This window comes from Streptomyces sp. NPDC044704 (assembly GCF_056433525.1).
Genome location: NZ_JBWKGY010000009.1, coordinates 1 through 24,868, shown reverse-complemented (window position 1 = coordinate 24,868; position 24,868 = coordinate 1). Strand labels below are relative to the sequence as shown.

Below are 24,868 nucleotides of genomic sequence, written 5' to 3'. Positions count from 1 at the left end.
CCCGCGACCGGCGCATTCCAGCCACGCCCCACCACCGCGCCCCTCTGGCCCCGCGACGGGCGACCGGAAGTCACAGAGGGATAACGGGCGAACAACGCCCCCTTACGTCCGGGTACAAACCGCCCCATCCGCACCCGGTCGCCCGCCACGGTTCACTCGCCGTTCACCAAGCGCCGTCGACCGCTTCACCTGTTCTGCCTAATTTCAGTACTGCAAGGTGCGAGCCGGTCCGGAAACCACGGCGTACGCACCCCGCGACCCGTAGTCCTCTTCGCACGCCGCCCCGATACAGAAAGCGGCCGGCGGCTCCTCGGAAGGAACACCCGAAAGTGAAGCTTCAGCGCAAGAACCGGCTTCGTGCCTCCGCCCTCGGGGCCCTCGTCGTGTCCGGCGCCCTGGTCCTCACGGCGTGCGGCTCGGACGACAACACGAAGACCGGTGCCGGCGACACCCCGAAGGCCTCCGCCCCGGCCCCGGGTGACGTCAAGTGCGACGGCGCCAAGGGCAAGCTCCTGGCGTCCGGCTCCTCCGCGCAGAAGAACGCGGTCGACCTGTGGGTGAAGAACTACATGGCCGCCTGCTCCGGCGTCGAGGTGAACTACAAGTCCTCCTCCTCCGGTGAGGGCATCGTCGCGTTCAACCAGGGCACCGTGGGCTTCGCCGGCTCGGACTCGGCGCTCAAGCCCGAGCAGGTCGAGGAGTCGAAGAAGATCTGCACCGGCGGCCAGGGCATCAACCTGCCGATGGTCGGCGGCCCGATCGCCCTCGGCTTCAACGTCGCGGGTGTCGACAAGCTGAACCTCGACGCCACCACGATCGCCAACATCTTCAACGACAAGATCAAGAAGTGGGACGACGAGGCGATCAAGAAGCTGAACCCCGGCGTCACGCTCCCCTCCACCGCGATCCAGGCCTTCCACCGCTCCGAGGACTCCGGCACCACCGAGAACCTGGGCAAGTACCTCAAGGCCGCCGCCCCCGACGCCTGGTCCTACGAGGCCTCGAAGAAGTGGCCGGCCCCCGGTGGCCAGGCCGCCTCCGGCTCCTCCGGCGTCGCCTCCCAGGTCAAGGCCGTCGACGGCGCGATCGGCTACTTCGAGCTCTCCTACGCCAGCTCGCAGAGCATCAAGACGGTCGACGTGAACACCGGCGCCGGCACCCCGGTCAAGGCCACCGGCGAGAACGCCTCCAAGGCCATCGCCGCCGCCAAGGTCACCGGCACCGGCTCCGACCTGGCCCTGAAGCTCGACTACACCACCAAGGCCGAGGGCGCGTACCCGATCGTCCTGGTCACGTACGAGGTCGTCTGCGACAAGGGCAACAAGCCCGAGACCCTCGGCACCGTGAAGTCCTTCCTGGAGTACACCGCGTCGGACGCGGGCCAGAAGGTCCTCACCGAGAACGGCTACGCGCCGATCCCGGCCGAGATCAACACCAAGGTCCGCGAAGTCATCAAGTCGCTGGCCTAGTACTGATCCCCGCGCTGCCGGGCGGATCCCGTCCGATCCGCCCGGCAGCCGGGGACCCTCCCCCTCCACCCGGGGGAATCCGGTGCACCGCCGCCAGGGGGCCTGCCCCCCACTCAGACCGGAAAGACCATGGCTTCCACCACACCCACCCAGATAGACACGGCTCCGCCTGTCTCCAAGAGCGGAAGGTCCACCGGCCGCGCCGGTGACAAGATCTTCGCGGGGCTCTCCAAGGGCTCCGGCATCCTGCTCCTGGTGATCATGGCGTCGATCGCCATCTTCCTCACCTACCGCGCCGGGCTCGCGCTGTCGAAGAACGAGGGCAACTTCCTCACCACCTTCGACTGGAACGCCTCGGCCACTCCCCCCGTCTTCGGCATCGCCGTCCTGCTCTTCGGCACCGTCGTCAGCTCGATCATCGCGATGGTCATCGCGGTCCCGATCGCCGTCGGCATCGCCCTGTTCATCTCGCACTACGCGCCGCGCAAGCTGGCCGCGCCCCTCGCCTACGTGGTCGACCTGCTGGCCGCCGTGCCGTCGATCATCTACGGCATCTGGGGCGCCCTGTTCCTGGTGCCGCAGCTGAACGGGCTGAACCTCTGGCTGGACGAGTACCTCGGCTGGACCTACGTCTTCGAGAAGACCCAGGTCGGCGTCGCCCGCTCGCTCTTCACCGTCGGCATCCTGCTCGCGATCATGATCCTGCCGATCGTGACCAGCGTCAGCCGCGAGGTCTTCCTCCAGGTCCCGCGCATGAACGAGGAGGCCGCCCTGGCCCTCGGCGCGACCCGCTGGGAGGTCATCCGGATGTCGGTCCTGCCCTTCGGCCGCTCCGGCGTCATCTCCGCCTCGATGCTCGGCCTCGGCCGCGCCCTCGGCGAGACCATGGCCGTGGCCACCGTCCTCTCCCCGAGCTTCCTCATCTCGTTCCACGTCCTGAACCCGGGCGGCGGAACCTTCGCGCAGAACATCGCCGCGAAGTTCGACGAGGCCAACGAGTTCGGCCGGGACGCGCTGATCGCCTCCGGTCTGGTCCTCTTCCTCCTCACCCTGCTCGTCAACGGCGCCGCTCGCGTGATCATCGCGCGACGCAAGGAGTTCTCGGGGGCGAACGCCTGATGAGTCACGCACTGCAGGAGCAGCGGCCCGTACGGGACCGCAAGTCCGCCGCCCCCGCCACGCTCACCCGGGGCGGCCTCCCCCGCTGGGCCCCGGCCGGCATCGCCGTCCTGTCCGCCGCCCTCGGCAGCGGCATCGGGCTGGCCTTCGACCTCGACAGCAAGATCCAGTGGGGGCTCATCGCGGCCGTCCTGTTCGTGGTCGTCACGTACACGGCCAGCGCCGTCGTCGAGAACCGCCGCCAGGCCAAGGACCGGGTCGCCACCTCGCTCGTCTGGGTCTGCTTCATCCTGGCCGTCGTCCCGCTGCTCTCGCTGCTGTGGACCACGATCAGCCGGGGCGTCTCCGCCCTCGACGGGGACTTCCTCAGCCACTCGATGAACGGCGTGACCAGCTTCGAGGAGGGCGGCGGCGTCTACCACGCGCTCCTCGGCACCATCGAGCAGGTCGCCCTCGCCACCCTGATCGCGGCGCCCGTCGGTCTGCTGACCGCCGTCTACCTGGTCGAGTACGGCCGCGGCTCGCTCGCCAAGGCCGTCACCTTCTTCGTCGACGTGATGACCGGCATCCCCTCCATCGTCGCGGGTCTGTTCATCCTCACGACGTGGAACCTGATGCTCGGCTTCGGCCCCTCCGGCTTCGCCGGCGCCATGGCCCTGTCGATCCTGATGATGCCGGTCGTGGTCCGCTCCACCGAGGAGATGCTCAAGCTCGTCCCGAACGAGCTGCGCGAGGCCGCCCTGGCCCTCGGCGTGCCGAAGTGGCGCATGATCCTCAAGGTCGTGCTCCCCACCGCCATCGGCGGCATCTCCACCGGTGTCATGCTGGCCGTGGCCCGCATCGCCGGCGAGACCGCCCCGATCATGCTGCTGGTCTTCGGCTCCCAGCTGATCAACGGCAACCCCTTCGAAGGCGCTCAGTCCTCGCTCCCCCTCTACATCTGGGAGCAGTACAAGGTCGGCAGTGAAGCCTCCTACGACCGGGCATGGGCGGCAGCGCTCGTCCTGATCGCCTTCGTCATGATCCTCAATCTGGTGGCCCGCGGCATCGCCCGCTGGAAGGCCCCGAAGACCGGTCGCTGACGCGACTCATGAAAGCGAAGTGACCCCTCATGGCGAAGCGAATCGACGTCAGCGGACTGTCCGCCTTCTACGGCACCCACAAGGCCATCGACGACATCTCGATGACCGTGGAACCCCGCTCGGTGACGGCCTTCATCGGCCCCTCCGGCTGCGGCAAGTCCACCTTCCTGCGGACCCTGAACCGCATGCACGAGGTCACCCCCGGCGGCCGCGTCGAGGGCAAGGTCCTCCTGGACGACGAGAACCTGTACGGCGCCGGCGTGGACCCGGTCGCGGTCCGCCGCACCGTCGGCATGGTCTTCCAGCGCCCGAACCCCTTCCCCACCATGTCGATCTTCGACAACGTGGCCGCGGGCCTGCGCCTGAACGGCTCCTTCAAGAAGTCCGAGCTCACGGACATCGTCGAGAAGTCCCTCCAGGGCGCCAACCTCTGGAACGAGGTCAAGGACCGCCTGAACAAGCCCGGCTCCGGCCTCTCCGGCGGCCAGCAGCAGCGCCTGTGCATCGCCCGCGCCATCGCGGTCGAACCCCAGGTCCTGCTGATGGACGAGCCCTGCTCGGCCCTCGACCCGATCTCCACCCTCGCCATCGAGGACCTGATCGGCGAGCTGAAGGAGCGCTTCACGATCGTCATCGTGACGCACAACATGCAGCAGGCGGCCCGCGTCTCGGACCGCACCGCCTTCTTCAACCTCTCCGCCGTCGGTCAGCCGGGCAAGCTGGTCGAGATCGACGACACGGACCGGATCTTCTCCAACCCGTCCGTCCAGGCGACCGAGGACTACATCTCGGGCCGCTTCGGCTAGACCCGGGATGGACCAGGCGTCCTGCGGTGCTGCATGGCGGTGCCACCGCAAGGCGAAAGGAAAAGGGCCGGCTCCCCCTGGGTGGGGGGAGCCGGCCCGCTTTCGTGTCCGGTCAGGGCACTAGCTGACGAAGGCCAGGTTGACGATCCAGAAGCTGACCGCGGCGACCAGGGCCGCGGCCGGCATCGTGATGAACCAGCCGAGGATGATGTTCTTGGCGACACCCCAGCGGACCGCGTTGATCCGCTTGGTCGCGCCCACACCCATGATCGCCGAGGTGATCACGTGCGTGGTGGAGATCGGCGCGTGGAAGATGAACGCCGAGCCGAACATGATCGACGCGCCGGTGGTCTCCGCCGCGAAGCCCTGCGGCGGGTCCAGCTCGATGATCTTGCGGCCGAGCGTGCGCATGATGCGCCAGCCGCCCGCGTACGTACCCAGCGACAGCATCACGGCACACGCGATCTTGACCCAGATCGGGATCGCGTCGCCCGCGCCCTGCACGTCGGCGATGACCAGGGCCATCATCACGATGCCCATGGTCTTCTGGGCGTCCTGGAGACCGTGGCCCAGGGCCATGCCGGCCGCGGACACCGTCTGCGCGATGCGGAAGCCCCGCTTGGCCTTGTGCGGGTTGGCCCGACGGAACATCCACAGGATGGCCACCATCACCAGGTAACCGACCACGAGACCGACGACCGGCGAGACGAACATCGGGATGACGACCTTGTCGACCACGCCGGACCAGATGACCTCGGTGCCGCCCGCCAGCGCCGCGCCCACCATGCCGCCGAACAGCGCGTGCGAGGAGGACGAGGGCAGGCCGAAGTACCAGGTGATCAGGTTCCAGACGATCGCGCCGACCAGCGCCGCGAAGAGGATCCACATGCCCCGGTTGCCGTGGGGCGTCTCGATGAGCCCCTCACTGACCGTCTTGGCCACGCCGCTGCCGAGGAACGCACCGGCCAGGTTCATCACCGCCGCCATCGCCAGCGCCGCGCGCGGGGTCAGGGCCCGCGTCGAAACGGACGTGGCGATGGCGTTCGCGGAGTCGTGGAAGCCGTTGGTGTAGGTGAAGCCGAGCGCGACACCGATGGTCACGATCAGCGCAAAGGTGTCCACGAGGTTCAGGACTCCTTGACCGCGATGGTCTCCACCGTGTTCGCAACGTGCTCGAACGCGTCGGCCGCCTCTTCGAGCACGTCGACGATCTGCTTGAGCTTCAGCACCTCGATGGCGTCGTACTTGCCGTTGAAGAGCTGGGCGAGCAGCTTGCGGTGGATCTGGTCCGCCTGGTTCTCGAGGCGGTTGACCTCGATCCAGTACTCGGTCAGGTTGTCCATCGTCCGCAGGTGCGGCATGGCCTCGGCGGTGAGCTCCGCCGCCCGGGCCAGGACCTCGATCTGCTGCTCGACTCCCTTGGGGAGCTCCTCCACGTTGTAGAGGACGACCAGGTCGACCGCCTCTTCCATGAAGTCCATGATGTCGTCGAGGGACGAGGCCAGGTTGTAGATGTCCTCGCGGTCGAACGGCGTGATGAAGGAGGAGTTCAGCTGGTGGAAGATCGCGTGGGTCGCGTCGTCCCCCGCGTGTTCCGCAGCCCGCATCCGCTCCGCGATCTCGGCCCGGGCGGACATGTCCGCGCCGAGCAGTTCCATCAGGAGCTTGGAGCCCGTGACGATGTTGTCCGCGGATGCGGCGAACATGTCGTAGAAGCTCGTCTCCCTGGGGGTCAGACGAAATCGCACGTGTGGTCCTCGGGGTGCATTGGATTCGGTCAGGCTGATGCTAGGCGCATCCCCCGGCCACGGCTAACCGGCCGTTCTCCAGTGTGCTCCATCAGGCACAGTGGGCCGCACGGACCCCTGCCCCTCCGGCCAGGGCCAAGTACCCTATACCCATGAGGGGTATATACCCCCTCGATCCGGACCACGGGAGGACGCATGACGACCATCGAGGCGGAAGGCTCCGGAGCCGACGCCGGCACCGCCCCTGTCGCGGCCGTGCACGGGTACCACCACCAGAAGGACGAGCACCTGAAGCGGCTGCGCCGCATCGAGGGGCAGATCCGCGGCCTCCAGCGGCTCGTCGACGAGGACGTCTACTGCATCGACATACTCACCCAGGTCTCGGCGAGCACGAAGGCCCTCCAGTCCTTCGCCCTCCAGCTGCTGGAGGAGCACCTGCGCCACTGCGTGGCGGACGCCGCCGTCAAGGGCGGGGAGGAGATCGACGCCAAGGTCGAGGAGGCCACGAAGGCCATCGCCCGCCTCCTGCGCACCTGACGCGGCGCCCCCGCGCCCGGCTCCGTCCGCCGCTTCCCGGGCGGACGGGGGCGTCCGCTCCGCCTCGTCGCCCCTGGAGCCGTGACCGGAGCTAGAGCCCGATGCCCATCAGGACCTCGTCGATCCGGTCCTGGCTCAGCCGCTCCTCCGCGGCGGTGGACGCCGCGATGATCAACTCACCGCACAGCTCGATCTCGGCGAGTGCCACGTGGTCCTGCACCGTCGTACCGCCTGCGGGAGTCACGCGTGTCACCTCTTTCTGCCGCCCTCGCCCGTCGGCGCTCGGCCTCTCAGCGTAGGGATCGCACGCCGTGGCGCGCATGACACGGATGGACCATTTCCGGATAGTGGACCCATGGCCCGGACGTGCCCTTCCGGGCCGCGTGGGCCGCTAGTCGGCGATCTTCCCGGCGAAAATGTCCCCGCTTGCGGGCAATGCCACGGTGACCGGGGTCCCGAAGCCGTAGAGCATCGTGGTCGAGGAGACGTCGATCACGCCATTCTTGACGTACGTGAACCGGTGCCTGACCTTCCGCAGCCGTCCTTCCTCGTCGAGGTAGACGTCGAAGGGCACGCTGTCCTTGCTGAACCCTTTCGCCGCCGCCTCCAGCGACTCCTTCACCCCCGGTGACGCCGTCCGCGCCGCCCGCCCGATGTCCGTCGTCCCCTGGTAGTGCCACACCTTGGTGCCCGCCACCTCGTCCTCGCCCACGTACGTCACGCCCTGCGCGCCGCGCAGCAGCTCGACGGCGGTCAGCGGGTCGGTGGCCCCGCCCGTGACGAGGTTCCCGTCGGCGAGGGTGGTCGTGTCGACGCGGACCCACTTGTCGTCGGGAACGCCCGCGCCGCGGTTCTTCATGTAGAGGGAGCCCGGGACGAGGAGCTCGGTGATGGGCCGGTGCTCGGCCTTGCCCGTCACGTCGGCCGGGAGCATCACCAGGAGCTGGCCCATCCGCTTGCGGAAGTCGACCCCGCCCTCGCCGCGGATCGTGACCCGGGTGCCGCCCGTGGCCATCTCCATCGCCGTACGGGCCCGGGCGCTGCCGGTGGCCGCGAGCGCGTCGGCGGCCCCGCGGACCGCCGCGGCCGGGTCGCGCGGCGGCCGGGCGTCGCCGCTCCCGGAAACCTCCCCGGAGCCTTCGCCGCCGCACGCGCCGAGCGCGGCCACGGTCACCGCCATGCCGACCGCGATCACCGCCTCACCCGCACGCCCGCGCCGCCGCCTGTGCTGGTGCACCACCATCGCCTGCCAACCCCCAACGCATGACCGCTGTTTGCCCGAGGCCCCCACCCGCTCCGGTTAACGAGGTCCGGGGTTTCCCGTCACGGGCCACGGAGTTCCGGCGGCCGTACCGGGCCGGGGAGTACCCGGGTACCGTGGGGGTGTGGATCCGCACAGCAAGGCGACCCTGGTCCCTCCGTTTACCGCCGTGCCGCTCCCGCGTCACCCCGCGGAACCGGCGCAGCCACCCACCGGCCACACCACGAGCACCGCGGAACGCGGCTCGTTCTGCCTGGCCGTCTGCAGCTGCGGCTGGAGCGGGCCGGCCCGCCGCTCCCGTGACCTGGCCAGACGGGACGCCACCCGGCACACCTCGGGCTAGTGCCGCGCGGCCCCCGCGCCCGCGCGTGTCGCCCGTTCGGACGGCCCGGGTGGCCGGGCGGGCCGGGAGCGGATGCCCTGGTCTCATGCCAGGAACCGCACCCCGTGTCGCGGCCCTCCTCTGGGCCCTGCTCATCGCGCTCACCCCGGCCGCGGCCTGGGCCCGCCCCGTGGGCTCCGCGGACGGACCGGGCGACGTGGCCCTGGCCGTCGGGCTCACCACCGCGGCGGCCGTGGCGACCGGGCTGTGGCTGCGTTCCCGCTACCGCCGCGAGGAGACGGCCCGGGACGACACCCCGGGCCCCGGCGGCGACCGGTGACCCCTCGGTTCCGCCCGGCGGCGGTCCGGCTGTGCTTCGGAGCGGCGGTGCTGTGCCTGCTGGTGGCGGTCCTGCTCGCGGTCTGGAACGCGTACGCGGGCTGACCGCGCGGCGGCGTCCGGCCGGGGCTCAGGCCGCGAGGTCGCTCTCGGCCGGCCGCTGCGGCAGTTCCACCGGCCGGGCCACCACCCGGTCCCGGGCCCGGACGAGCCGTCCGACGCGGGGCGCGCGGGCGACCGTACGGACCAGCGGGGTCAGCAGGGCCATCGCGAGCGGCGCGAGGAGCAGGACGACGGCGGTGCCGAGGGCGAAGCCGCCGATCACGTCGGTCGGGTAGTGGACGCCCAGGTAGAGGCGGCACAGGCCCTCGGCGAGGGCCAGGGCGATCCCGATGAGCCCGAGCCTGCGGTTCGCGAGGAACACCCCGACCGCGAGCGCCATCGTGAGGGTCGCGTGCCCGCTGACGAAGGAGAAGCCCGCGGCCTGTCCCTGGCCGGCGGCGAGCACGTCGAGGCCGTCGTGCTGGAGGAACGGGCGCGGACGGCCGACGAACTCCCGCAGCGGCACGTTCACGAGCAGGGCGAGCCCGGCGGCCAGCGGGGCCCACGCGAGCGCGGCGAAGGATTCGACGGCGGTGGTCTCGTCCTGCCTGCGGGCGCCGTGCCAGCACCACAGCACCAACAGGACGAGGGCGAGCGGGAGTCCGTACTCCGCGGCGGACGCGACGGCCCGGTCGACCGCCTCGGGGGCGCGCCGGGCCAGTCCGTTGACCTCGTACAGCAGGCCGACATCCACATTCGGCCCACCACTTGTGAGTCCAGCCATGCGAAGCGGCCCCTTGCCTAGGTCCCCTGCGGACGCACTGCGGTGTACGCCCCTACAACCCTCGTCGATCAACCCCCGTGTCCATGGAACGCCCGTTCTGGCAGGTCCGTTCCACTCTCCACCGAATGATCACTCCAACGTTATCGAAGAGTGACTCATCGTCGCAGCTCAAGGCCTTTGGTTTACGGAGAGTTGCCAGGGGCCGGAGCGGCCGCCGAGCGCTCCGGAAGGGCTTCCGCGCCGTCCTTGGTGACGCGGGTCGCGCCGAAGTAGTCCGGGGTGTCGATCTTGTCGAAGCGGATGACCGCACCGGTGAAGGGAGCGTTGATCATGTAGCCGCCGCCCACGTACATGCCGACGTGCCGGATCTCCCGCGAATTCGTCAGATCGTCGGAGAAGAAGACCAGATCACCGGGGAGCAACTCCTGGCGCGACGGGTGCGATCCGGCGTTGTACTGGTCGTTCGCGACGCGTGGCAGCTCGATCCCCACCGTCTCGTACGCCGCCTTGGTCAGCCCCGAGCAGTCGAAGCGCCCGTCCTGGTCGGGAGTTCCGTTGCCGCCCCACAGGTACGGCGTCCCCAGCTGCTTCTGCGCGAAGTAGATGGCCCCGGCCGCCTGCTGGGAGGGCGCGACCCGGCCGAGGGGCCGGGCGAAGCTCTTCTCCAGGGACCGGATGGCCTTCACGTATCCCTGGGTCTCGCTGATCGCGGGCACACCGCCCGCCTTGATCACGCGGTAGGGACCGGCGTTGTAGGCGGCGAGCATGTTGTCCGACTGATCGCCCGGCACCTTCGCGACGTCCTTGGCGAGTTGACAGTCGTACGAGGCCGCCGACGGGATCGCGTCCTTCGGATCCCAGATGTCCCGGTCCCCGTCACCGTCACCGTCGATCCCGTACGTGGCCCACGTGCCCGGGATGAACTGGGCGATGCCCCGCGCGTCGGCGTGGCTCACCACGTCGGGCTTCCAGCCGCTCTCGGTGTACAACTGAGCCGCCAGCATGGCCGGATTCAGTGCGGGGCAAAGGTTTCCCCACTTCTCCACCAGTGGCTGGTAGATCGCCGGGACGGCCCCCTTGACCAGTCCCACGGCGCCTTGCCTGCCGCTGTTCGCGATCCCCGCCGCCGCCGAGTACGTGCCGACGACGAGCAGCGCGACGAAGGCCATGCACACGCCGATCCCGAGCCCGCTTGCCATCCAGAACTTGCGCACCCGTCAACACTGCCTCATGGCAGGAGACCTGACAGCGCATTCGTCGGCCTGTCTTGGCACTATTTCACCGGAAAGCCGGTGCAGTAGATGTTGCTGTACTCCGTGATGCCCCTGACGCGGTAGACCACCACGGTCCAGTCACCCGGGTCGTTGACGAGCGGGATGGCCGGGAAAGTCCTCGGGGCGCCCTGGTAGTCGTCGAACTTCATGGAGAAGTCGTCGGGGTAGGTGAGCTCCACGTCCCCGCCGGAGGCCTCGTCCGCGAGGTCGACGGGCTTGCTCGTGTAGCCGATGGTCTTGTTGTAGTCACGGACGTGCTCGTAGGGCCGCTGGGTGCTCAGCTCGATGTCGTGCGGGGGCTTGACCCCGACGGAGACGGCGTAGGGGGCCTTCTCCGTGTGGTACGGCTTCAGGTGAAGACGGATCTTGACCTTGCCCGTCACCGACTGCGCTTCCGGGGAATCGGCGTCGACCACCGAGCCCACCAGGAACTCCGCCCGCTCCTCCCCGGGCAGGTTGCAGCTCCCGTTGCCCGGAGCGGTGCCCTGCCACAGGTCCCGCGACACCGAGTTGTTCTCGATGTGGTCGGGCAGGGCGCTCCCCGCCCCACCGCCCCGCGCCGCGGCGGACGGGCCCGCCGGCGACTGCGCCACGGGGTCCTGCGCGGCCGGCGCCGACCCCGAAGGCGGCCCGCCGGCCCGCTTCCCCCGGTCCCCGCCCCCGTCCTCCCCGTCCGGCAGCAGCAGGTAGCCGCCCGTGGCGAGGCCCCCCGCGACGAGCCCGGCGGCCACCGCCAGGACCCAGCGCGGCGGACGCCGCCCGCCGGACGGCAGGGCGGTGGGCGCGACCGCCGGGCGCGGGGGAACGTACGTCGGCACGTAGCCGCCCGCTCCGACGGACAGCCCCGGCCCGGCGGTGGCGGGCAGTCCGGCCCCGCCGGTGGCGGGCAGGCCCGCGCCCCGGTCGCCGCCCGAGGCGAGCAGCGTCGCGTACACCGGGTCGTCGACCAGCGCCGAGTCCACGGCGCAGCGCCGGATGACCTCCGCGAGGGCCGGCCGCGCAGCCGGTTCCGCCGCCACACAGGCCCTGATCAGCTCGGCCAGCCGGGGCTCCACGCCCGCCAGGTCGATCTCGCCGTGCACCGCCCGGAAGTTGACCGCGGTCGGCTCGCCCGTACCGTACGGCGCCCGCCCGGTCGCCGCGTGGGCGAGCGTGGCCCCCAGCGCGAAGACGTCCGCCGCGTCCGCCACCTCGCCCCGCAGCAGCACCTCGGGAGCGGTGTAACCGGGCGTGCCCGGGGCGGCGCCGAACTGCGTCAGCGCCGTATGGGCCGCCGCCTTGGCGATGCCGAAGTCGATGAGCTGGGGCCCCTGCACGCCCAGGATGACGTTCTGCGGCTTGAGGTCCCGGTGGGTGACCCCGTACGCGTGGACGCTCGCGAGCCCCTCGGCCAGCGCGGCGAACAGCCGACGGCAGGAATCGGCCGGCAGCGCGCCGCGCTCGCGCACGGCGTCGCCGAGCGTGGGACCGGCGACGTACTCGGTCGCGAGCCAGTAGGGCGGCGCCGCCAGCGAGGCGTCGATCAGGTTCGCGGTGTAGGCCGACCGCACCGCCCGGACCGTCTCGGCCTCCCGGCGGAACCGGGCGAGCGCCTCCGGATGCCCGGTGATCTCGTCCTTGATCACCTTGATGGCGACCAGCCGGCCGCCCGGGGACCGTCCCAGGTACACCTGCCCCATGCCCCCGGCCCCCAGCCGGGCCAACAGGGCCTGCGCCCCGATGTGGGTGGGATCGGTGTCTCTCAGGGCCTCCATCCGCACGAGCCTGCCACACCGACTCCCGCACCCGGCAGGCGGGTTGACACCGGCAACTCCCGGCTAGCCCCGCGGTGCGACGAACAGGCTCTGCGCGCCGCGCCCGATGGGCCCCTTCTCGTCGTGCAGCCGGGAGTCGGCGAGCCCGATGCCGGCCGCGTCCACGCTCGTACGGGCCTCCACGCAGACCCACTCGCCGGCCGGGTGGCGGTGCAGGTGGACGCTGAGGTCCCCGTTGACGAAGACGTACCGGCCGAAGTCCATGACGGAACTGATCCCGCTCCCGGAGTCCGCGGCGACGAGGACCCGGTCCAGCGGCCGCGTCTCCTCGCCCGCCACGAGCGGCACCTTCATCCGCATCCAGCAGGTCCCCGGGCCAAGCTCGGTGAAGGCGCCGTCGGTGAACCGGGTCTCCATGGCCGAGTGGTAGCCGGTCTCCCACGGCACCGGGAAGAACGGCGTCACCGCCACCTCCCCCGGCGGCGGCAGCAGCGCTCCCGCGGCGACCGCCGGCACCGGCTCCCCGGCGACCCTGATCCGCAGGGCCCGCGCGAGCATCACCGGTGCGTCCGCGCCCTCCGGCACGAGGGCGGCCTCGACCAGCTCCGTGCTCCGCCCGGACCGCAGCACGCCGGTGGTGATCGTCAGCGCGCCGATCGGCACCGGCCGCAGGATCTCGTACGTGATCCGCGCGATCCGCATGTCCGTACGCCCGCCCGGCCGCTCCTCGACCGCCCGCCCGAGCAGGGCGGCCGGCGGCCCGGCGTGCTGCGAGGCCGCGTCCCACGGCCCCCGCGTGGCCTCGGTCGCGCGGAACCGCCCGGTGTCGACCCGCTCGTAGAACCCGTCGGCAGCATCCATGCCGCCGACGCTACCCACAGGTAACCCCGGGCGCCACCCCCCTCGGGAGCACGCTCAGCGCGCGAAGCCGAGCCCGACGCCCAGCCCCACCAGCACCGAACCGATCACCCGGTTCAGCGCCTTCTGCGCCTTCAGCATCCGCTCGCGCAGCCGGGAATCGGAGAAGAACAGCGCGACCGCCCCGAACCACACCAGGTGCGCGGCCGCCATGAACAGCCCGTACCCGGCCTGCTGCCACGCCGAGGTCTCCGGATTCACCACCTGCGTGAACGTGGACACCACGAACAGGGTGGTCTTCGGATTCAGCACGTTCGTCAGGAACCCCGACCGCAGCGCGCCGAGCGGGCTGAGACCCGGCTTCGACTCCAGGTCCACCGTCAGCTCGGCCCGCGCCCGGAAGGTGCGGATCCCGATCCACACCAGGTAGGCGGCGCCCGCCAGCTTGATCGCCGTGAACAGGGCGGTGGAGGACGCGATGAGCAGCCCGACGCCGAGCATCGTGTACGAGACGTGCACCAGCACGCCCGCCGCGACCCCGGCCGCCGCGAACAGCCCGGTCGGCCGCCCGTACAGATAACTGTTCCGGACCACCATGGCGAAGTCCGCACCGGGACTGATGACGGCGAGCAGGGTAATGACGGCAACGGCGATCACTTCTGTCATGTACAGATACTCCCCACTCCCCCCACCCACATCAACCCCCTACCGCTCCCACCGGCGACAATGGAGGAGTGCCCACCCCCGCCACCCCCGCCCTCCCCGTCCTCCAAGCCGACTGCTCCCAGTGCTTCGCGCTCTGCTGCGTCGCCCTGCCCTTCGCCAAGTCCGCCGACTTCGCGGTGAACAAGGCCGCCGGAACCCCCTGCACGAACCTCCGGCAGGACTTCCGCTGCGGCATCCACACGAGCCTGCGCGACAAGGGCTTCCAGGGCTGCACCGTCTTCGACTGCTTCGGCGCCGGCCAGCAGGTCTCCCAGGTCACCTTCGAGGGCCGGGACTGGCGCGCCCACCCCGACACCAGGAGCCCGATGTTCGAGGCCTTCCCCGTGATGCGGCAGCTCCACGAGCTGCTCTTCTACGTCGCCGAGGCACTCACCCGCCCCGAGGCCGCCCCCGCCCACCCGGACCTGCGGCGCGCCCTCGCCACGACCGAAGCCCTGACCCGCTCGGACGCCGCCGCGCTCGCCGCCCTGGACGTGGGCGCCCTCCGCCAGGAGATCAACGTCCTGCTCCTGAAGACCAGCGAACTGGTCCGCGCCAAGACCCCCGGCCGCAAGAAGAACCACCGCGGCGCCGACCTGATGGGCGCCCGCCTCGCCGGAGCCGACCTGCGCGGAGCGAACCTGCGAGGCGCCTACCTGATCGCCGCCGACCTCTCCCGCGCCGACCTCCGCGGAGCCGACCTGATCGGCGCGGACTTCCGCGACACCAACCTGCGCGGAGCCGACCTCCGCGCCACCCTCTTCCTCACCCAACCCCAACTGAACGCCGCCCAAGGCACCCCCACCACCCAAATCCCCCCCCACCTCACCCACCCCACCCACTGGACCTAACCCCGCACCCGCCCCTGCCGACGTTCGAGACCCAGGGGTCCGGACGCAAACACCCGCCCCGACCCCGCCCCCGTTCCCGCGCCCGAACTCCCCCGCCCGCGGCCAACCCCCGCTCTTCCAGCTGCCCCGCGCAGCCAGCCCGCCGTTCCAGCCGCCGGCTGCACACGGCCGACCCCGCCGTTCCAGCCCCGCCGGCGTTTGAGGCGCGGGGGTCCGGGGGCGGAGCCCCCGGGAAACGGTGAAAGGGCGGGTAGGGGACCAGCCCCGCGCAGCGGCACCGCAACCCCGCACCACCTCCCCACCCCGGCCAGGACCAGGCACCGGGCTCGGGCCGCCCCGCCAGAGCACACGCACCCGGCACGGGCACGGGCACCCGCACCCGCCAACCGGCCCCCGGCCCCAAGAACCCCCCACCCCCTCCAACGCCCGGCCAGGGCTAAAGCCCCCGCAGGAACTCCCCCACCACCCCCCTGAACCCCTCCGGATCCCCGGCCCGCACCCCGTGCCCCGCCGGCAACTCCACCAACCGCACCCCACCCCTCCGCACCGCCATCTCCCGCGCATGCTCTGCGGACAGCACCCCGCTCCGATCCCCCCGCACCAGCAGCGTCGGCTGCCGCGCCGCCAGCCAGTCCCCCCAGTGGTCCCCGTTCAGCCCCCGCTGCGACTCCACCGCGTCCCGCGCGACGAACGCCGTCCCCCACCCGTCCGCGTACTCCCTCAGCGACCCGGCCACCGCATCCGCCGCGCTCCCCACCCCCGCCAGGAACCCGGCCCGCGTCGCCGCCCGCCGCGGCCACTCCCGTACGTACGACAGGTCGCCCTCCACCACCGCCCCGACGTCCTCGACGACCACCGCCCGCACCAGCTCCGGACGCCGCGCCGCAAGCTGGTACGCGTTGACCCCGCCCAGCCCGTGCCCCAGCACCACCGCCGGCCCCAGCCCCAGGTGCTCCAGTACGGCGGCCGCGTCGCCCACGTACCCCTCGCGCCCGTACTCCGGCGCCCGGTCCGACTCCCCGTGCCCCCGCTGGTCGAGCGCGATCACCCGCCATCCGGGACCCACCTCCCGGGCGAACCGCCCGAAGGACCGCCCGTCCTGGAAGTGCCCGTGCAGCACCAGCAGCGGCGCCCCCGCCCCGCCGAAGTCCGTGTACGCGAGCCGCCGTCCCCCGACCTCTACGACCCCCGGCAACGGCCCCAGCTTCTCCGCCACCCGCTGCCGCAGGAGCTGGTACTCCTCCCACCGCCTCGGCAGCCGCCCGCCCGGCCGCTTCCCCATCGGCCGGCCCGGCGTCACCAGCTGCCCCCGCCGGAACTGCTCCCGCGTCAGGTCGATCCGGATCCCGCCGGGCAGCACGTTCCAGCAGTGGTAGCCGTGCTGTTCCCCGTCCAGCCAGACCTCGCCGACCATCAGTTCCCCGCCGACCAGGTCCTGCACCACCAGCGCCGTGATGTCGCAGTGCCCCCAGGCCGGATTGTCGGCCGTCCAGGGCGCCCGCTCGACGTCGTCGGGCGAGCAGGTCTCGGCCGACCAGCCCGCACGGATGGCCGCCTCGAGGTCTGCGAGTGTCCAGGGAGTCGTCATCCTCCAAGCCTCCCGCATCGCACTGACACCGAACGGCCGCCCGCCCCCGCCCGCACCGCTCCCCCGAGCCCGGCGCCCCGCGCCCACCAGGCCGGACGAGCCCCGACCCGGCGCGCGCCCCGCCCGTATGCGCCCCTCATGCCTCCACGCGCCCCGCCCGCCCGGCGGAAGCACCCACCCCGAAGTCACCGCGCCGCCGCTCAACCACTCATGTGGACGCAACGACTGACGGAACGAATGTCAGATGGTCTGAAAAGAGAGGCCCACCGACACGCCGCCCCACTGCGCCGAACGGCCGCCCCTCACACGGCCCCCCGCACGGCGGACCGACAATCATTGCCCGGGGTCACCCCCCGTGATACACAGAGTGACCATACGTTCTTTCGCATGCACCCCACCCCCGCCCAGGTCAGAGCGCACGGACGGGGCGCGGGCGGGGCACGGGCCGGGAGATCGGGTAAAGAGAGCCGCCAAGTCGACGACGGCGGCGGTTTCATCAGCGAAGATAGTGCGTGACCCCTGCCGTCGGGCACGGGCTACCGGAACTACCCATACAGGGGCGGTGAGTTACATGATCCTGGCAGCCGAAAAGGGCGACATCACCACCATCATCGGCGGAATCGCCCCGAATTGGGGGCCGTTCGGCAGTCTCGGCAATGAAGCGAAGGTCATGATCGAGGTGGTCATGGCCGTGGCGATCCTCCTCTGCCTCGGCATCGCCATCTGGGGCGCCGCCAAGCAGCGCATCGGCGCGACGGCCCTGCGCGACACCTTCAGCGCGGAACAGGGCAAGGGCCTGATCGTGGCCGGCCTCACGGGCGTCTTCATCATCGGCTCGCTCGGCACCCTCTTCACGATCGTCTACGGAATGGCCGTCTAGCCGTGCAGCCCGGCGGCCGTCGTACCTGATGGCGAATCACCACACCGCGTCCGCGCGGGAACGAGCGCTACCGTCGTACGAGGCGGAGGGGGCGGACACGGAATGAGCAACGACGACCAGTACGGCGGCGGCGGGAGCCACGGCGAGGTCGGCGGCACGGGCCAGACCCGCACCCGCCTCCCGGACTCCCCCTCCGACGCCTACGGCACCCCCCGCCGCACCCCCCGCGCCTCCCGCGGCCTGATCACGGTGGTCGGCGTGGTGGTCCTCCTCATCGCCGCCATCGCGTTCGCGAACCAGTCCCCGGACACCCCCCCACCCACCGCCTCGAACAAGCCCCCGACGGACACGTCCACGGCCGCCACGGGAGTCCCTCCCGTGACCACCCCCCCAGGCCAGATCCCCAAGGGCTTCGCCCAGAACGAACAGGGCGCCCAATCGGCAGCCGCAAACTACGCGGTGGCCCTGGGCTCGGATGCGATGTTCAAGAAGGACACCCGGCACGCCCTGGTCGACAGCATCTTCACGCCGGACGCCGCAGCCCGGCTGAAGGGCCCACAAGACGAGGCGTACTCGGCTGCGTTCCTCACCAGACTCGGGCTCGACGCGAACGGCAACGCCCCTCAGGGCAGCACTTTCGTGACCCGCACCGTCCCGGTAGGCACCCGTGTCGAGACCTACACGGCAGCCACCACGAAGGTCGCAGTCTGGTGCACGGGCCTGATCGGAATGTCAGGGGCCAAATCCATCGACCCGGTCCACACCACCTGGGCGACATGGACCTTCGAGCTCACTTGGGCCGACGGCGACTGGAAGGTCGCATCCGAGAGCCAGCAGAGCGGCCCCGCACCGGTTCCCGGCGACGCAGCCGCCTCCTCGTCCGATGACATCAGCAAGGCCGTCAAGGAGTTCGGAGGCTTCACCTATGCCCGCTAGCCTCCGGCTCCGCACGGCTGTCGTCGCGTCGGTCCACCTGGCCGTCACAGCTCTGGCGTCCCGCGCCTACGCAGCTCCCACGCCTTCGCCCACCCCGTCCCCGCAGGCCAGCACCGACCCCTGCGCAGCTCTCAGTGGCGCCTCCAAGCAGTACTGCGAACTGGGAGACGGCGCGGCCCCCGGCAGCTCCCCCGGTGCCGGCATCCCCTCGGAGAATCCGACGGGCGCCCTAGACCCCCTGTCCTCCCTAGCCCGCGGCTGCGCCGACGCCGCCGCCTGGATCGTCGGCAAACTCAGCGAAGCCGTAAAAAGCACGGCCACCGTCGACTTCACCAACACCGCCTTCCTCCAGCAGTACGCGGTCGTCTTCGCCGCCTCCACCATCCTCACCCTCGTCCTGTGGCTCCTCGCCGTCGCCAAGCGCGCCATCCGCGGCGTCCCCTTCACCACCGCCCTCTCCGAGGCCATCGGCTTCCTCTGGCTCACCGTCCTCGCCTCCGCCTTCACCCCCCTGATCCTCTACACCGTCGTCTCCGCCACCGACGGCGTCACCGAGGTCATCGCCTCCGCCACCGGCGGCCAGACGGACGTCTTCTTCGGCTCCTTCACGGAAGCCCTCAAGAAGGGCGAGGACATCGGCGGCGGCCCGATCATGCTGATCGTCGTCGCCCTCGTCACCGTCCTCGCCGCCGGCGTCCTGTGGCTGGAGCTCGTCATCCGGGCCGCCCTCCTCTACGTCGGCGCCCTCCTCGGCACCGTCGTCTACGCCGGCCTCGTCGACCGCAACATGTGGGGCCACGTCCGCCGCTGGGCGGGCATCATGATCGCTGTCATCCTCGTGAAGCCGGTCATCGTCATCGTCCTCGGCCTCGCCGGCGCCCTCGCCGGCGACAAGGGCCCCGACGCCTTCTCCGCCGTCGTCTCCGGACTCGCGATCATCCTCCTGGCGATCTTCGCCTCCGCGATGATCTACCGCTTCGTCCCCGGCTTCGGCGACGAGATCGCCTCCGCCCGCAACAACCGCTCCAAGGCCACCGACGGCGCCCAGGCCGCCGCCGTCATCAGCTCCCCGGCCTCCCTCGTCTCGCAGGGCATCAAGACGCACAGCAGCCGCAGCGGCGGCGGTGCCCACCGCGCCGACGGCGGCGGCGGGTCCGGCGGCGGCGCCAACCAGATCTCCGGAGGCATGGCCGCCCACAGCAGCCGCGGCTCCGGCAGCGGGTCCGGCGGCGGATCCGTCCCCTCCGCCGCACCCCCGCCCCGCACCGGCTCGAGCACGAGGAACACAGGAGGTGACGGGCGTTGACGACCCAGTCCCACCAGCTCCACCCGATCACGCCCCGCCGCACGTATCTCATCGGCCGGGCCCGGCCGAACGCGATCGTCGGCAAGAACCGCGAGACGGGCGAGATCGCCCTGATCATCGCCGGCGCCTTCGTCGGCATGATGAGCGGCCTGCTCGTCCCCGACCTCACCCTGCGCATCGTCGCGCTGGTCGGCTTCCCCTTCCTCGCCCTCGCCGCCGTGTACGTCCCCTACAAGGGCCGCACCTTCTACCGGTGGTTCGAGATCAGCCGCAGCTACAAGCGCATCCTGCGCCGCGGCACCGCCTACCGCTCCTCCGCCGTCGAGGCCGGCACCCGCGCCGCCGACGGCCGCGAGGTCGAGATCGGCCCGCCCCCCGGCATCGGCCGCATCAACTGGCTCGCCGCGCCCTTCGGCCCCGACGAGATCGCCGTACTCCTCCACGCCGACCGCAGGACCGTCACCGCCGCCATCGAGATCGAAGGCCCCGGCGTCGGCCTGCGCGACAGCGAGGACCAGGAAGCCCTCGTCGACCGCTTCGGCACCCTCCTCAAGCACGTCGCCAACGGCGACGGCTTCGTCACCCGCCTCCAGATGCTCGCCCGCACCCTCCCCGCCGACCCCGACGCCCACGCGAAGGACGTCGCCCAGCGCGGCGACACCCACGCCCCGGGCTGGCTCCGCGACTCCTACGACCAGCTCCAGTCGATGGTGTCCACCTCCTCCGAGCAGCACCGCGCGTACCTCGTCGCCTGCATGCACTACACCCGCGAGCTCGCCGCCGAGGCCCACACCATCGCCCGCGCCTCCAGCCCCCACAAGGGCCGCAAGCTCGACCGCGACTCCGGCCTCGCCATCGTCATGGCCCGCGAGCTCACCGACATCTGCGCCCGCCTCGCCGAAGCCGACATCCGCGTCCGCCAGCCCCTCGGCCAGGGCCGCCTGGCCTCCCTCGTGCACTCCATGTACGACCCGGACCACCCCATCGACCACATCCAGGCCATGACCAAGCGCAACGCCTGGCCCGCCGAACTCGACGCGGTCGAACCGACCTACCTCCAGGCCAAGACCCGCGAGTCCTCCACCCGCGCCCCCTGGTGCCACGCCACCGCCTGGGTCAAGGAATGGCCGATGACCCCGGTCGGCGTGAACTTCCTCGCCCCGCTCCTCGTCCACACCCCGGACGTCATCCGCACCGTCGCCGTCACCATGGACCTCGAACCCACCGAGATCGCCATCGAGCGCATGCTCACGGAGAAGACGAACGACGAGGCCGACGCCTCCCGCGCCGCCAAGATGAACCGCACCGTCGACCCCCGCGACATCGCCGCCCACGGCCGGCTCGACCAGAGGGGTGAAGATCTGGCCAGCGGTGCGGCAGGAGTCAACCTCGTCGGGTACATCACGGTGTCCTCACGTTCACCCGAAGCCCTCGCCCGCGACAAGCGCACCATCCGCGCCTCCGCCGGCAAGTCCTACCTGAAGCTGGAGTGGTGCGACCGCGAGCACCACCGCGCCTTCGTCAACACCTTGCCGTTCGCCACCGGCATCCGACGCTAGCTGGAGGGAAGTGCCGCCCATGCGAGATCCCATGTCCGCTCTGACGGACGCCTTCACCAGCTTCCTCTTCGGCAAGGTCGAAACCACCCGTCTGCCCGTACGCACCTCCACCGGCCAGGCGCAGGCCGTCTACCTGCCCACCGCCGCCCCCGGCCTCGGCGACTCCGGCGTCATCATCGGCCGCGAGGTCTACAGCGGCAAGGGCTACATCTACGACCCCTTCCAGCTGTACGGCCAGCAGCTCCCGGCGCCCCACTGGCTCGTCCTCGGCGAATCCGGCAACGGCAAGTCCGCCCTGGAGAAGACGTACGTCCTGCGCCAGCTCCGCTTCCGCGACCGCCAGGTCGTCGTCCTCGACGCCCAGGGCGAGGACGGTGTCGGCGAGTGGAACCTGATCGCCCAGCAGCTGGGGATAACCCCCATCCGCCTGGACCCGATCGCCGCCAACGACGACGGGATCCGCCTCAACCCCCTCGACCCGGCGATCACCACGACCGGCCAGCTCGCGCTGCTCCGGACCATCATCGAAGTCGCCATGGGCCACGGCCTCGACGAACGCTCCGGCTTCGCCCTCAAGGTCGCGCACGCCTACGTCGTCGACACCATCCGCGAACGCCAGCCCGTCCTCACCGACATCGTGGAACAACTGCGCCACCCCGAAGCCGAATCGGCCCTGGCCATGAACGTCGACATAGACGATGTCCGGGCCTGGGGCCTCGACGTGGCGCTCGTCCTCGACCGCCTCGTCGACGGTGACCTCCGCGGCATGTTCGACGGCCCCACCACCGTCGGCATCAACCTCGACGCCCCGCTGATCGTCTTCGACCTCTCCCACATCGACCGCAACTCCATCGCGATGCCGATCCTCATGGCGATCGTCGGCGTCTGGCTGGAGCACACCTGGATCCGCCCGGACCGCAAGAAGCGCATCTTCCTCGTCGAAGAGGCCTGGCACATCATCAACAGCCCGTTCGTGGCCCAGCTGTTCCAGCGGCTCCTGAAGTTCGGCCGCCGCCTCGGCCTGTCCTTCGTCGCCGTCGTCCACCACCTCTCGGACGTCGTCGACGGCGCGGCCGCCCGCGAAGCCGCGGCGATCCTCAAGATGGCCTCCACCCGCACGATCTACGCCCAGAAAGCCGACGAGGCCCGCGCCACCGGCCGCGTACTGGGCCTCCCGCGCTGGGCCGTCGAGATCATCCCGACCCTCACCCCCGGCATCGCCGTCTGGGACGTCAACGGCAACGTCCAGGTCGTCAAACACCTGATCACCGAAACCGAACGCCCCCTCGTCTACACCGACCGCGCGATGACGGAGTCCTCCGCCCCGCAGCTCCCCGACGAGCTGCTGGCCGCCGAACTCGAAGCGGAAGAACGGGCCCTGTACATGGAACGCCACCGCCACAACGGCCCCGGTTCAGCGACCACGGTGGCCTGACCATGCCGCACGCCGGACGTACGGAGCCCCCGGCGCGAGCCGGCGGCATCCCCGACGGACTCCTCATCGGCCTCCTGGCGTTCCTCCTCGGGCTGGCCGTCCTGGTGTGGTCGGCCACCGGCCTCGCCGCGTTCTTCTCCAAGGGCTCCTGGCCGGACACGGTCACGTTCACCCGCACCCCGGAGGCCGTCCGCGCCCTGATAGCGCAACCGCACGACATCGCGGCGGCCTGGCCCGAGACCACCCCCTCCGCCCTTCCGGGCTGGGGCCTGTTCTGGGGCCTGTTCATCAGCCAGATCATGGTCCTGGTGGTGCTGACCATCTTCACCCTGGGCGTCATCGCCCGCACGAAAGCCCGCCGCAGCACCCCACCGTCCCACCCGATCCCGCCGCAGGCCGCGGCGCCGGCGAGCACCCCCGCAGCCGCGCCCGCCCCCGCACCGACGACGGCCCCCGTCCCCGCCCCGGCGGCCGCCCCCACCCCCCGGCACCAGCCCACGCCGGAACGCCACTCCTCCCCGACGGACGAGGCCTACCGCTACGGCTTCGGCTACGCCCCGCCGGCGCCCCCCGGCACCGGCACCAACACCGGCATCCCGGCCGGAACCGCCACCACTCCGACCCCCACGCCCCGCCTGGTCTACGGCACCCCGGCGGAACGCCACGGCCCGGCCGCCCAGGCCATCGCGGCCGCGGAAGGCGCGGTACTGGTGGTCACGTCCTCCCCCGCGCTGTGGGCGGACACCAAGGACGCCCGCGCCAAACTCGGCCCGGTCCTCCTCTACGATCCCTCGCACCTGTGCGACACCCCGGCCCGCATGCACTGGAACCCCGCCGAGGGCTGCGCCGACCGCGACACCGCCGCCGCCCGCGCCGCCGCCCTGCTGGCTCCCGTACGCCCGCAGGCCCGCGCCGACTCGGCGCTCGCGGACACCGCGGAAACGCTCCTCCGCAGCTGGCTCCAGGCGGCCGCGCTCGAAGACCGCCCCTTCAAACAGCTCCACCGCTGGGCCCAGGGCAATGCCGCCCAGGACCCGGTACGCATCCTGCGCACCCACCCCCACGCGGCCCCGGGCGCCGCCGGGGAACTCGAAAGCGCCCTCACGTCCCACCCGGAACGCCGCGAGCAGGCCCAGCACCTGACGGCCCGTGCCCTGTCGTCCCTGACGTCGATCCACATCCGCGAGGCCTGCAATCCGAACCGAACGGATTCGCTCACCCTGGCATCGTTCCTGACCGAAGGGGGCAGCCTGTACGTGGTGGGCGAACCCCTGGAAGACCCCCGGTCCCACCCGGGTGCGATGCCGTTGCTGACCGCACTCGCCTCCAGCGTGGTCGAGCACGGCCGGCGCATGGCCGCACGGTCATCCCACGGTCGGCTCGACCCACCACTGGCCCTGGTCCTGGAGGACGTCGCGGCCGTGGCCCCGGTCCCCGCCCTCCCGGAACTGCTCCAGGACGAGTCGCTCCCCCTCCTCGCCCTGTGCCGCAGCCGCGAACAGGCCCGCTCCCGCTGGCCGCAGTCCGCCGCCTTCGACTAGGCCGGCCGCCCCAGCACGTACTCGTGCTCCTCCGCGCCCGTCTCCAGCCGCACGGTACGCCCGGACGCCGCGAACCCGAACCGCCGGTAGAAGGCGGCGGCCCGCGCGTTGTCCTCGTGCACGAAGAGGCGTACGCCTTCCAGCGCCGGCTCCTCCAGCGACCAGGCCCAGTCCACCGCGGCCGCGAACAGCGCCTCGGCCAGCCCGGTCCCGCGCTGCCCCTCACGCACGAACACCCCGACGACGTGCCCCTGCTCCTGCTCGACGGCCTGCCCGAAGAAGTCGACGGTCCCGGCTTCCTCGACCAGGACGGTCACCGACCCGTCCCAGGTCCCGTCGGGCCCCTCGGCGATGAACTGCCGGGCACCGCGCCCGCGCGAGCCACCCTCCGTCCGTCCCTGCCAGAACTCGTCGGGCTGCGCCGCCGCGTTCTCCGCGGTCTCCAGGAACGCCACCGGAGCCGCCGGATCGTTCAGCGCGGCGATCCGCAGCTCCTTGACCTGCTTCCACTCGTCGGCACGTACGGGACGTATCACATGCTGGTTCATAGTCCGCGATCCTAATCGGAAGCGTTCCGGGCCGTAAACGCAGAAAAGCCCCGCACCATAAGGTGCGGGGCTTTCCCACAATGATTGTTCGGCGGCGTCCTACTCTCCCACAGGGTCCCCCCTG

The 24,868-nt window shown here is 71.2% G+C and carries 25 protein-coding genes; 14 read left to right on the top strand and 11 right to left on the bottom strand.

Translation table 11 applies throughout. The features are described from left to right. Positions 1-329: 329 nt before the first annotated feature. The 4 genes from pstS to pstB all read left to right on the top strand — a co-directional run bounded on the left by pstS (position 330) and on the right by pstB (position 4,476). Entirely contained in the window at positions 330-1,469 is a 1,140-nt protein-coding gene (pstS, locus tag AC07B0_RS22290; RefSeq protein WP_478898778.1) for a phosphate ABC transporter substrate-binding protein PstS, read from the top strand. 129 nt (positions 1,470-1,598) lie between these two features. After that, positions 1,599-2,588 (top strand): phosphate ABC transporter permease subunit PstC, encoded by a 990-nt coding sequence (gene pstC / locus AC07B0_RS22285; protein ID WP_356882006.1) that lies wholly within the window; start codon positions 1,599-1,601, stop codon positions 2,586-2,588. Further along, a complete protein-coding gene (pstA, locus tag AC07B0_RS22280; protein ID WP_356882008.1) occupies positions 2,588-3,670 on the top strand; it encodes a phosphate ABC transporter permease PstA in 1,083 nt (360 codons plus the stop codon). Before pstC ends, pstA begins: the two co-directional genes overlap by 1 nt. Positions 3,671-3,699: 29 nt before the next feature. Next, positions 3,700-4,476: a phosphate ABC transporter ATP-binding protein PstB gene (gene pstB / locus AC07B0_RS22275; protein ID WP_356882010.1), complete on the top strand. Its 777-nt coding sequence runs from the start codon at positions 3,700-3,702 to the stop codon at positions 4,474-4,476. Between the two features lie 120 nt (positions 4,477-4,596). On the opposite strand, the gene AC07B0_RS22270 is transcribed toward pstB, so the two are convergent. After that, complete coding sequence (locus AC07B0_RS22270; protein ID WP_356882012.1) at positions 4,597-5,598, bottom strand: inorganic phosphate transporter; 1,002 nt, start codon at positions 5,596-5,598, stop codon at positions 4,597-4,599. Positions 5,599-5,603: 5 nt separating this feature from the next. After that, positions 5,604-6,224 carry a DUF47 domain-containing protein gene (locus tag AC07B0_RS22265; RefSeq protein ID WP_356882014.1) on the bottom strand — a complete coding sequence of 207 codons (621 nt, stop codon included), beginning with the start codon at positions 6,222-6,224 and terminating at the stop codon, positions 5,604-5,606. Positions 6,225-6,419: 195 nt separating this feature from the next. Between AC07B0_RS22265 and AC07B0_RS22260 the strand changes: the two genes are divergently transcribed. Further along, positions 6,420-6,761, top strand: a complete 342-nt coding sequence (locus AC07B0_RS22260) for a metal-sensitive transcriptional regulator (protein ID WP_356882016.1) — start codon at positions 6,420-6,422, stop codon at positions 6,759-6,761. Positions 6,762-6,852: 91 nt separating this feature from the next. On the opposite strand, the gene AC07B0_RS22255 is transcribed toward AC07B0_RS22260, so the two are convergent. Continuing rightward, entirely contained in the window at positions 6,853-7,005 is a 153-nt protein-coding gene (locus AC07B0_RS22255; RefSeq protein WP_356882018.1) for a hypothetical protein, read from the bottom strand. A 147-nt stretch (positions 7,006-7,152) separates the two neighbouring features. Next, positions 7,153-8,004, bottom strand: a complete 852-nt coding sequence (locus tag AC07B0_RS22250) for an SCO4651 family lipoprotein (RefSeq protein WP_478898777.1) — start codon at positions 8,002-8,004, stop codon at positions 7,153-7,155. 142 nt (positions 8,005-8,146) lie between these two features. On the opposite strand from AC07B0_RS22250, the gene AC07B0_RS22245 reads away from it, so the two are divergent. Together AC07B0_RS22245 and AC07B0_RS22240 are read left to right on the top strand one after the other, a co-directional pair. Beyond that, complete coding sequence (locus AC07B0_RS22245) at positions 8,147-8,365, top strand: hypothetical protein (RefSeq protein ID WP_356882052.1); 219 nt, start codon at positions 8,147-8,149, stop codon at positions 8,363-8,365. Positions 8,366-8,450: 85 nt separating this feature from the next. Next, positions 8,451-8,684: a hypothetical protein gene (locus AC07B0_RS22240; RefSeq protein WP_356882022.1), complete on the top strand. Its 234-nt coding sequence runs from the start codon at positions 8,451-8,453 to the stop codon at positions 8,682-8,684. A 129-nt stretch (positions 8,685-8,813) separates the two neighbouring features. On the opposite strand, the gene AC07B0_RS22235 is transcribed toward AC07B0_RS22240, so the two are convergent. The 5 genes from AC07B0_RS22235 to AC07B0_RS22215 form a co-directional block, all read right to left on the bottom strand. Beyond that, positions 8,814-9,509, bottom strand: a complete 696-nt coding sequence (locus tag AC07B0_RS22235) for a phosphatase PAP2 family protein (protein WP_478898776.1) — start codon at positions 9,507-9,509, stop codon at positions 8,814-8,816. A gap of 182 nt (positions 9,510-9,691) precedes the next feature. Beyond that, positions 9,692-10,708, bottom strand: a complete 1,017-nt coding sequence (locus tag AC07B0_RS22230) for a C40 family peptidase (RefSeq protein ID WP_356882051.1) — start codon at positions 10,706-10,708, stop codon at positions 9,692-9,694. Between the two features lie 74 nt (positions 10,709-10,782). Continuing rightward, a complete protein-coding gene (locus AC07B0_RS22225) occupies positions 10,783-12,537 on the bottom strand; it encodes a serine/threonine-protein kinase (protein ID WP_478898775.1) in 1,755 nt (584 codons plus the stop codon). Between the two features lie 63 nt (positions 12,538-12,600). Beyond that, on the bottom strand, positions 12,601-13,398 hold the full coding sequence (locus tag AC07B0_RS22220; protein WP_469384958.1) for a thioesterase family protein: 798 nt from the start codon (positions 13,396-13,398) through the stop codon (positions 12,601-12,603). 54 nt (positions 13,399-13,452) lie between these two features. Then, positions 13,453-14,061, bottom strand: a complete 609-nt coding sequence (locus AC07B0_RS22215) for a LysE family translocator (protein WP_356882030.1) — start codon at positions 14,059-14,061, stop codon at positions 13,453-13,455. Between the two features lie 68 nt (positions 14,062-14,129). On the opposite strand from AC07B0_RS22215, the gene AC07B0_RS22210 reads away from it, so the two are divergent. Next, positions 14,130-14,951 carry a pentapeptide repeat-containing protein gene (locus AC07B0_RS22210; protein WP_478898774.1) on the top strand — a complete coding sequence of 274 codons (822 nt, stop codon included), beginning with the start codon at positions 14,130-14,132 and terminating at the stop codon, positions 14,949-14,951. Positions 14,952-15,387: 436 nt separating this feature from the next. Here AC07B0_RS22210 and AC07B0_RS22205 read toward each other — a convergent pair whose 3' ends face one another. Further along, positions 15,388-16,539 carry an alpha/beta fold hydrolase gene (locus AC07B0_RS22205; protein ID WP_469384964.1) on the bottom strand — a complete coding sequence of 384 codons (1,152 nt, stop codon included), beginning with the start codon at positions 16,537-16,539 and terminating at the stop codon, positions 15,388-15,390. Positions 16,540-17,110: 571 nt separating this feature from the next. On the opposite strand from AC07B0_RS22205, the gene AC07B0_RS22200 reads away from it, so the two are divergent. The 6 genes from AC07B0_RS22200 to AC07B0_RS22175 all read left to right on the top strand — a co-directional run bounded on the left by AC07B0_RS22200 (position 17,111) and on the right by AC07B0_RS22175 (position 24,196). Further along, positions 17,111-17,419: a hypothetical protein gene (locus tag AC07B0_RS22200; protein ID WP_008742356.1), complete on the top strand. Its 309-nt coding sequence runs from the start codon at positions 17,111-17,113 to the stop codon at positions 17,417-17,419. A gap of 102 nt (positions 17,420-17,521) precedes the next feature. Further along, positions 17,522-18,355, top strand: a complete 834-nt coding sequence (locus AC07B0_RS22195; protein WP_478898773.1) for a DUF8175 domain-containg protein — start codon at positions 17,522-17,524, stop codon at positions 18,353-18,355. After that, positions 18,345-19,661 (top strand): hypothetical protein, encoded by a 1,317-nt coding sequence (locus AC07B0_RS22190; RefSeq protein WP_478898772.1) that lies wholly within the window; start codon positions 18,345-18,347, stop codon positions 19,659-19,661. The genes AC07B0_RS22195 and AC07B0_RS22190 overlap by 11 nt, the downstream gene beginning before the upstream one ends. Beyond that, entirely contained in the window at positions 19,658-21,220 is a 1,563-nt protein-coding gene (locus AC07B0_RS22185; RefSeq protein ID WP_356882039.1) for an SCO6880 family protein, read from the top strand. Before AC07B0_RS22190 ends, AC07B0_RS22185 begins: the two co-directional genes overlap by 4 nt. A 19-nt stretch (positions 21,221-21,239) precedes the next feature. Then, positions 21,240-22,655: an ATP-binding protein gene (locus AC07B0_RS22180; protein ID WP_478898771.1), complete on the top strand. Its 1,416-nt coding sequence runs from the start codon at positions 21,240-21,242 to the stop codon at positions 22,653-22,655. A gap of 2 nt (positions 22,656-22,657) precedes the next feature. Continuing rightward, positions 22,658-24,196 (top strand): type VI secretion protein, encoded by a 1,539-nt coding sequence (locus AC07B0_RS22175; protein ID WP_478898770.1) that lies wholly within the window; start codon positions 22,658-22,660, stop codon positions 24,194-24,196. Here AC07B0_RS22175 and AC07B0_RS22170 read toward each other — a convergent pair. After that, on the bottom strand, positions 24,193-24,744 hold the full coding sequence (locus tag AC07B0_RS22170) for a GNAT family N-acetyltransferase (RefSeq protein ID WP_478898769.1): 552 nt from the start codon (positions 24,742-24,744) through the stop codon (positions 24,193-24,195). The two genes, AC07B0_RS22175 and AC07B0_RS22170, sit on opposite strands and share 4 nt — an antisense overlap. Between the last annotated feature and the right edge of the window lie 124 nt (positions 24,745-24,868).

What these genes read in the sequence shown, in the direction of transcription:
- AC07B0_RS22175 (WP_478898770.1), top strand. Translation starts at nt 22,658, where the DNA reads ATGCCGCACGCCGGACGTACGGAGCCCCCGGCGCGAGCCGGCGGCATC.
- AC07B0_RS22250 (WP_478898777.1), bottom strand. Translation starts at nt 8,004, where the DNA reads ATGGTGGTGCACCAGCACAGGCGGCGGCGCGGGCGTGCGGGTGAGGCG.
- AC07B0_RS22240 (WP_356882022.1), top strand. Translation starts at nt 8,451, where the DNA reads ATGCCAGGAACCGCACCCCGTGTCGCGGCCCTCCTCTGGGCCCTGCTC.
- AC07B0_RS22205 (WP_469384964.1), bottom strand. Translation starts at nt 16,539, where the DNA reads ATGACGACTCCCTGGACACTCGCAGACCTCGAGGCGGCCATCCGTGCG.
- AC07B0_RS22220 (WP_469384958.1), bottom strand. Translation starts at nt 13,398, where the DNA reads ATGGATGCTGCCGACGGGTTCTACGAGCGGGTCGACACCGGGCGGTTC.
- AC07B0_RS22215 (WP_356882030.1), bottom strand. Translation starts at nt 14,061, where the DNA reads ATGACAGAAGTGATCGCCGTTGCCGTCATTACCCTGCTCGCCGTCATC.
- AC07B0_RS22200 (WP_008742356.1), top strand. Translation starts at nt 17,111, where the DNA reads ATGATCCTGGCAGCCGAAAAGGGCGACATCACCACCATCATCGGCGGA.
- AC07B0_RS22170 (WP_478898769.1), bottom strand. Translation starts at nt 24,744, where the DNA reads ATGAACCAGCATGTGATACGTCCCGTACGTGCCGACGAGTGGAAGCAG.
- pstC (WP_356882006.1), top strand. Translation starts at nt 1,599, where the DNA reads ATGGCTTCCACCACACCCACCCAGATAGACACGGCTCCGCCTGTCTCC.
- AC07B0_RS22225 (WP_478898775.1), bottom strand. Translation starts at nt 12,537, where the DNA reads ATGGAGGCCCTGAGAGACACCGATCCCACCCACATCGGGGCGCAGGCC.
- AC07B0_RS22260 (WP_356882016.1), top strand. Translation starts at nt 6,420, where the DNA reads ATGACGACCATCGAGGCGGAAGGCTCCGGAGCCGACGCCGGCACCGCC.
- AC07B0_RS22190 (WP_478898772.1), top strand. Translation starts at nt 18,345, where the DNA reads ATGCCCGCTAGCCTCCGGCTCCGCACGGCTGTCGTCGCGTCGGTCCAC.
- AC07B0_RS22235 (WP_478898776.1), bottom strand. Translation starts at nt 9,509, where the DNA reads ATGGCTGGACTCACAAGTGGTGGGCCGAATGTGGATGTCGGCCTGCTG.
- pstB (WP_356882010.1), top strand. Translation starts at nt 3,700, where the DNA reads ATGGCGAAGCGAATCGACGTCAGCGGACTGTCCGCCTTCTACGGCACC.
- pstA (WP_356882008.1), top strand. Translation starts at nt 2,588, where the DNA reads ATGAGTCACGCACTGCAGGAGCAGCGGCCCGTACGGGACCGCAAGTCC.
- AC07B0_RS22180 (WP_478898771.1), top strand. Translation starts at nt 21,240, where the DNA reads ATGCGAGATCCCATGTCCGCTCTGACGGACGCCTTCACCAGCTTCCTC.
- AC07B0_RS22195 (WP_478898773.1), top strand. Translation starts at nt 17,522, where the DNA reads ATGAGCAACGACGACCAGTACGGCGGCGGCGGGAGCCACGGCGAGGTC.
- AC07B0_RS22230 (WP_356882051.1), bottom strand. Translation starts at nt 10,708, where the DNA reads ATGGCAAGCGGGCTCGGGATCGGCGTGTGCATGGCCTTCGTCGCGCTG.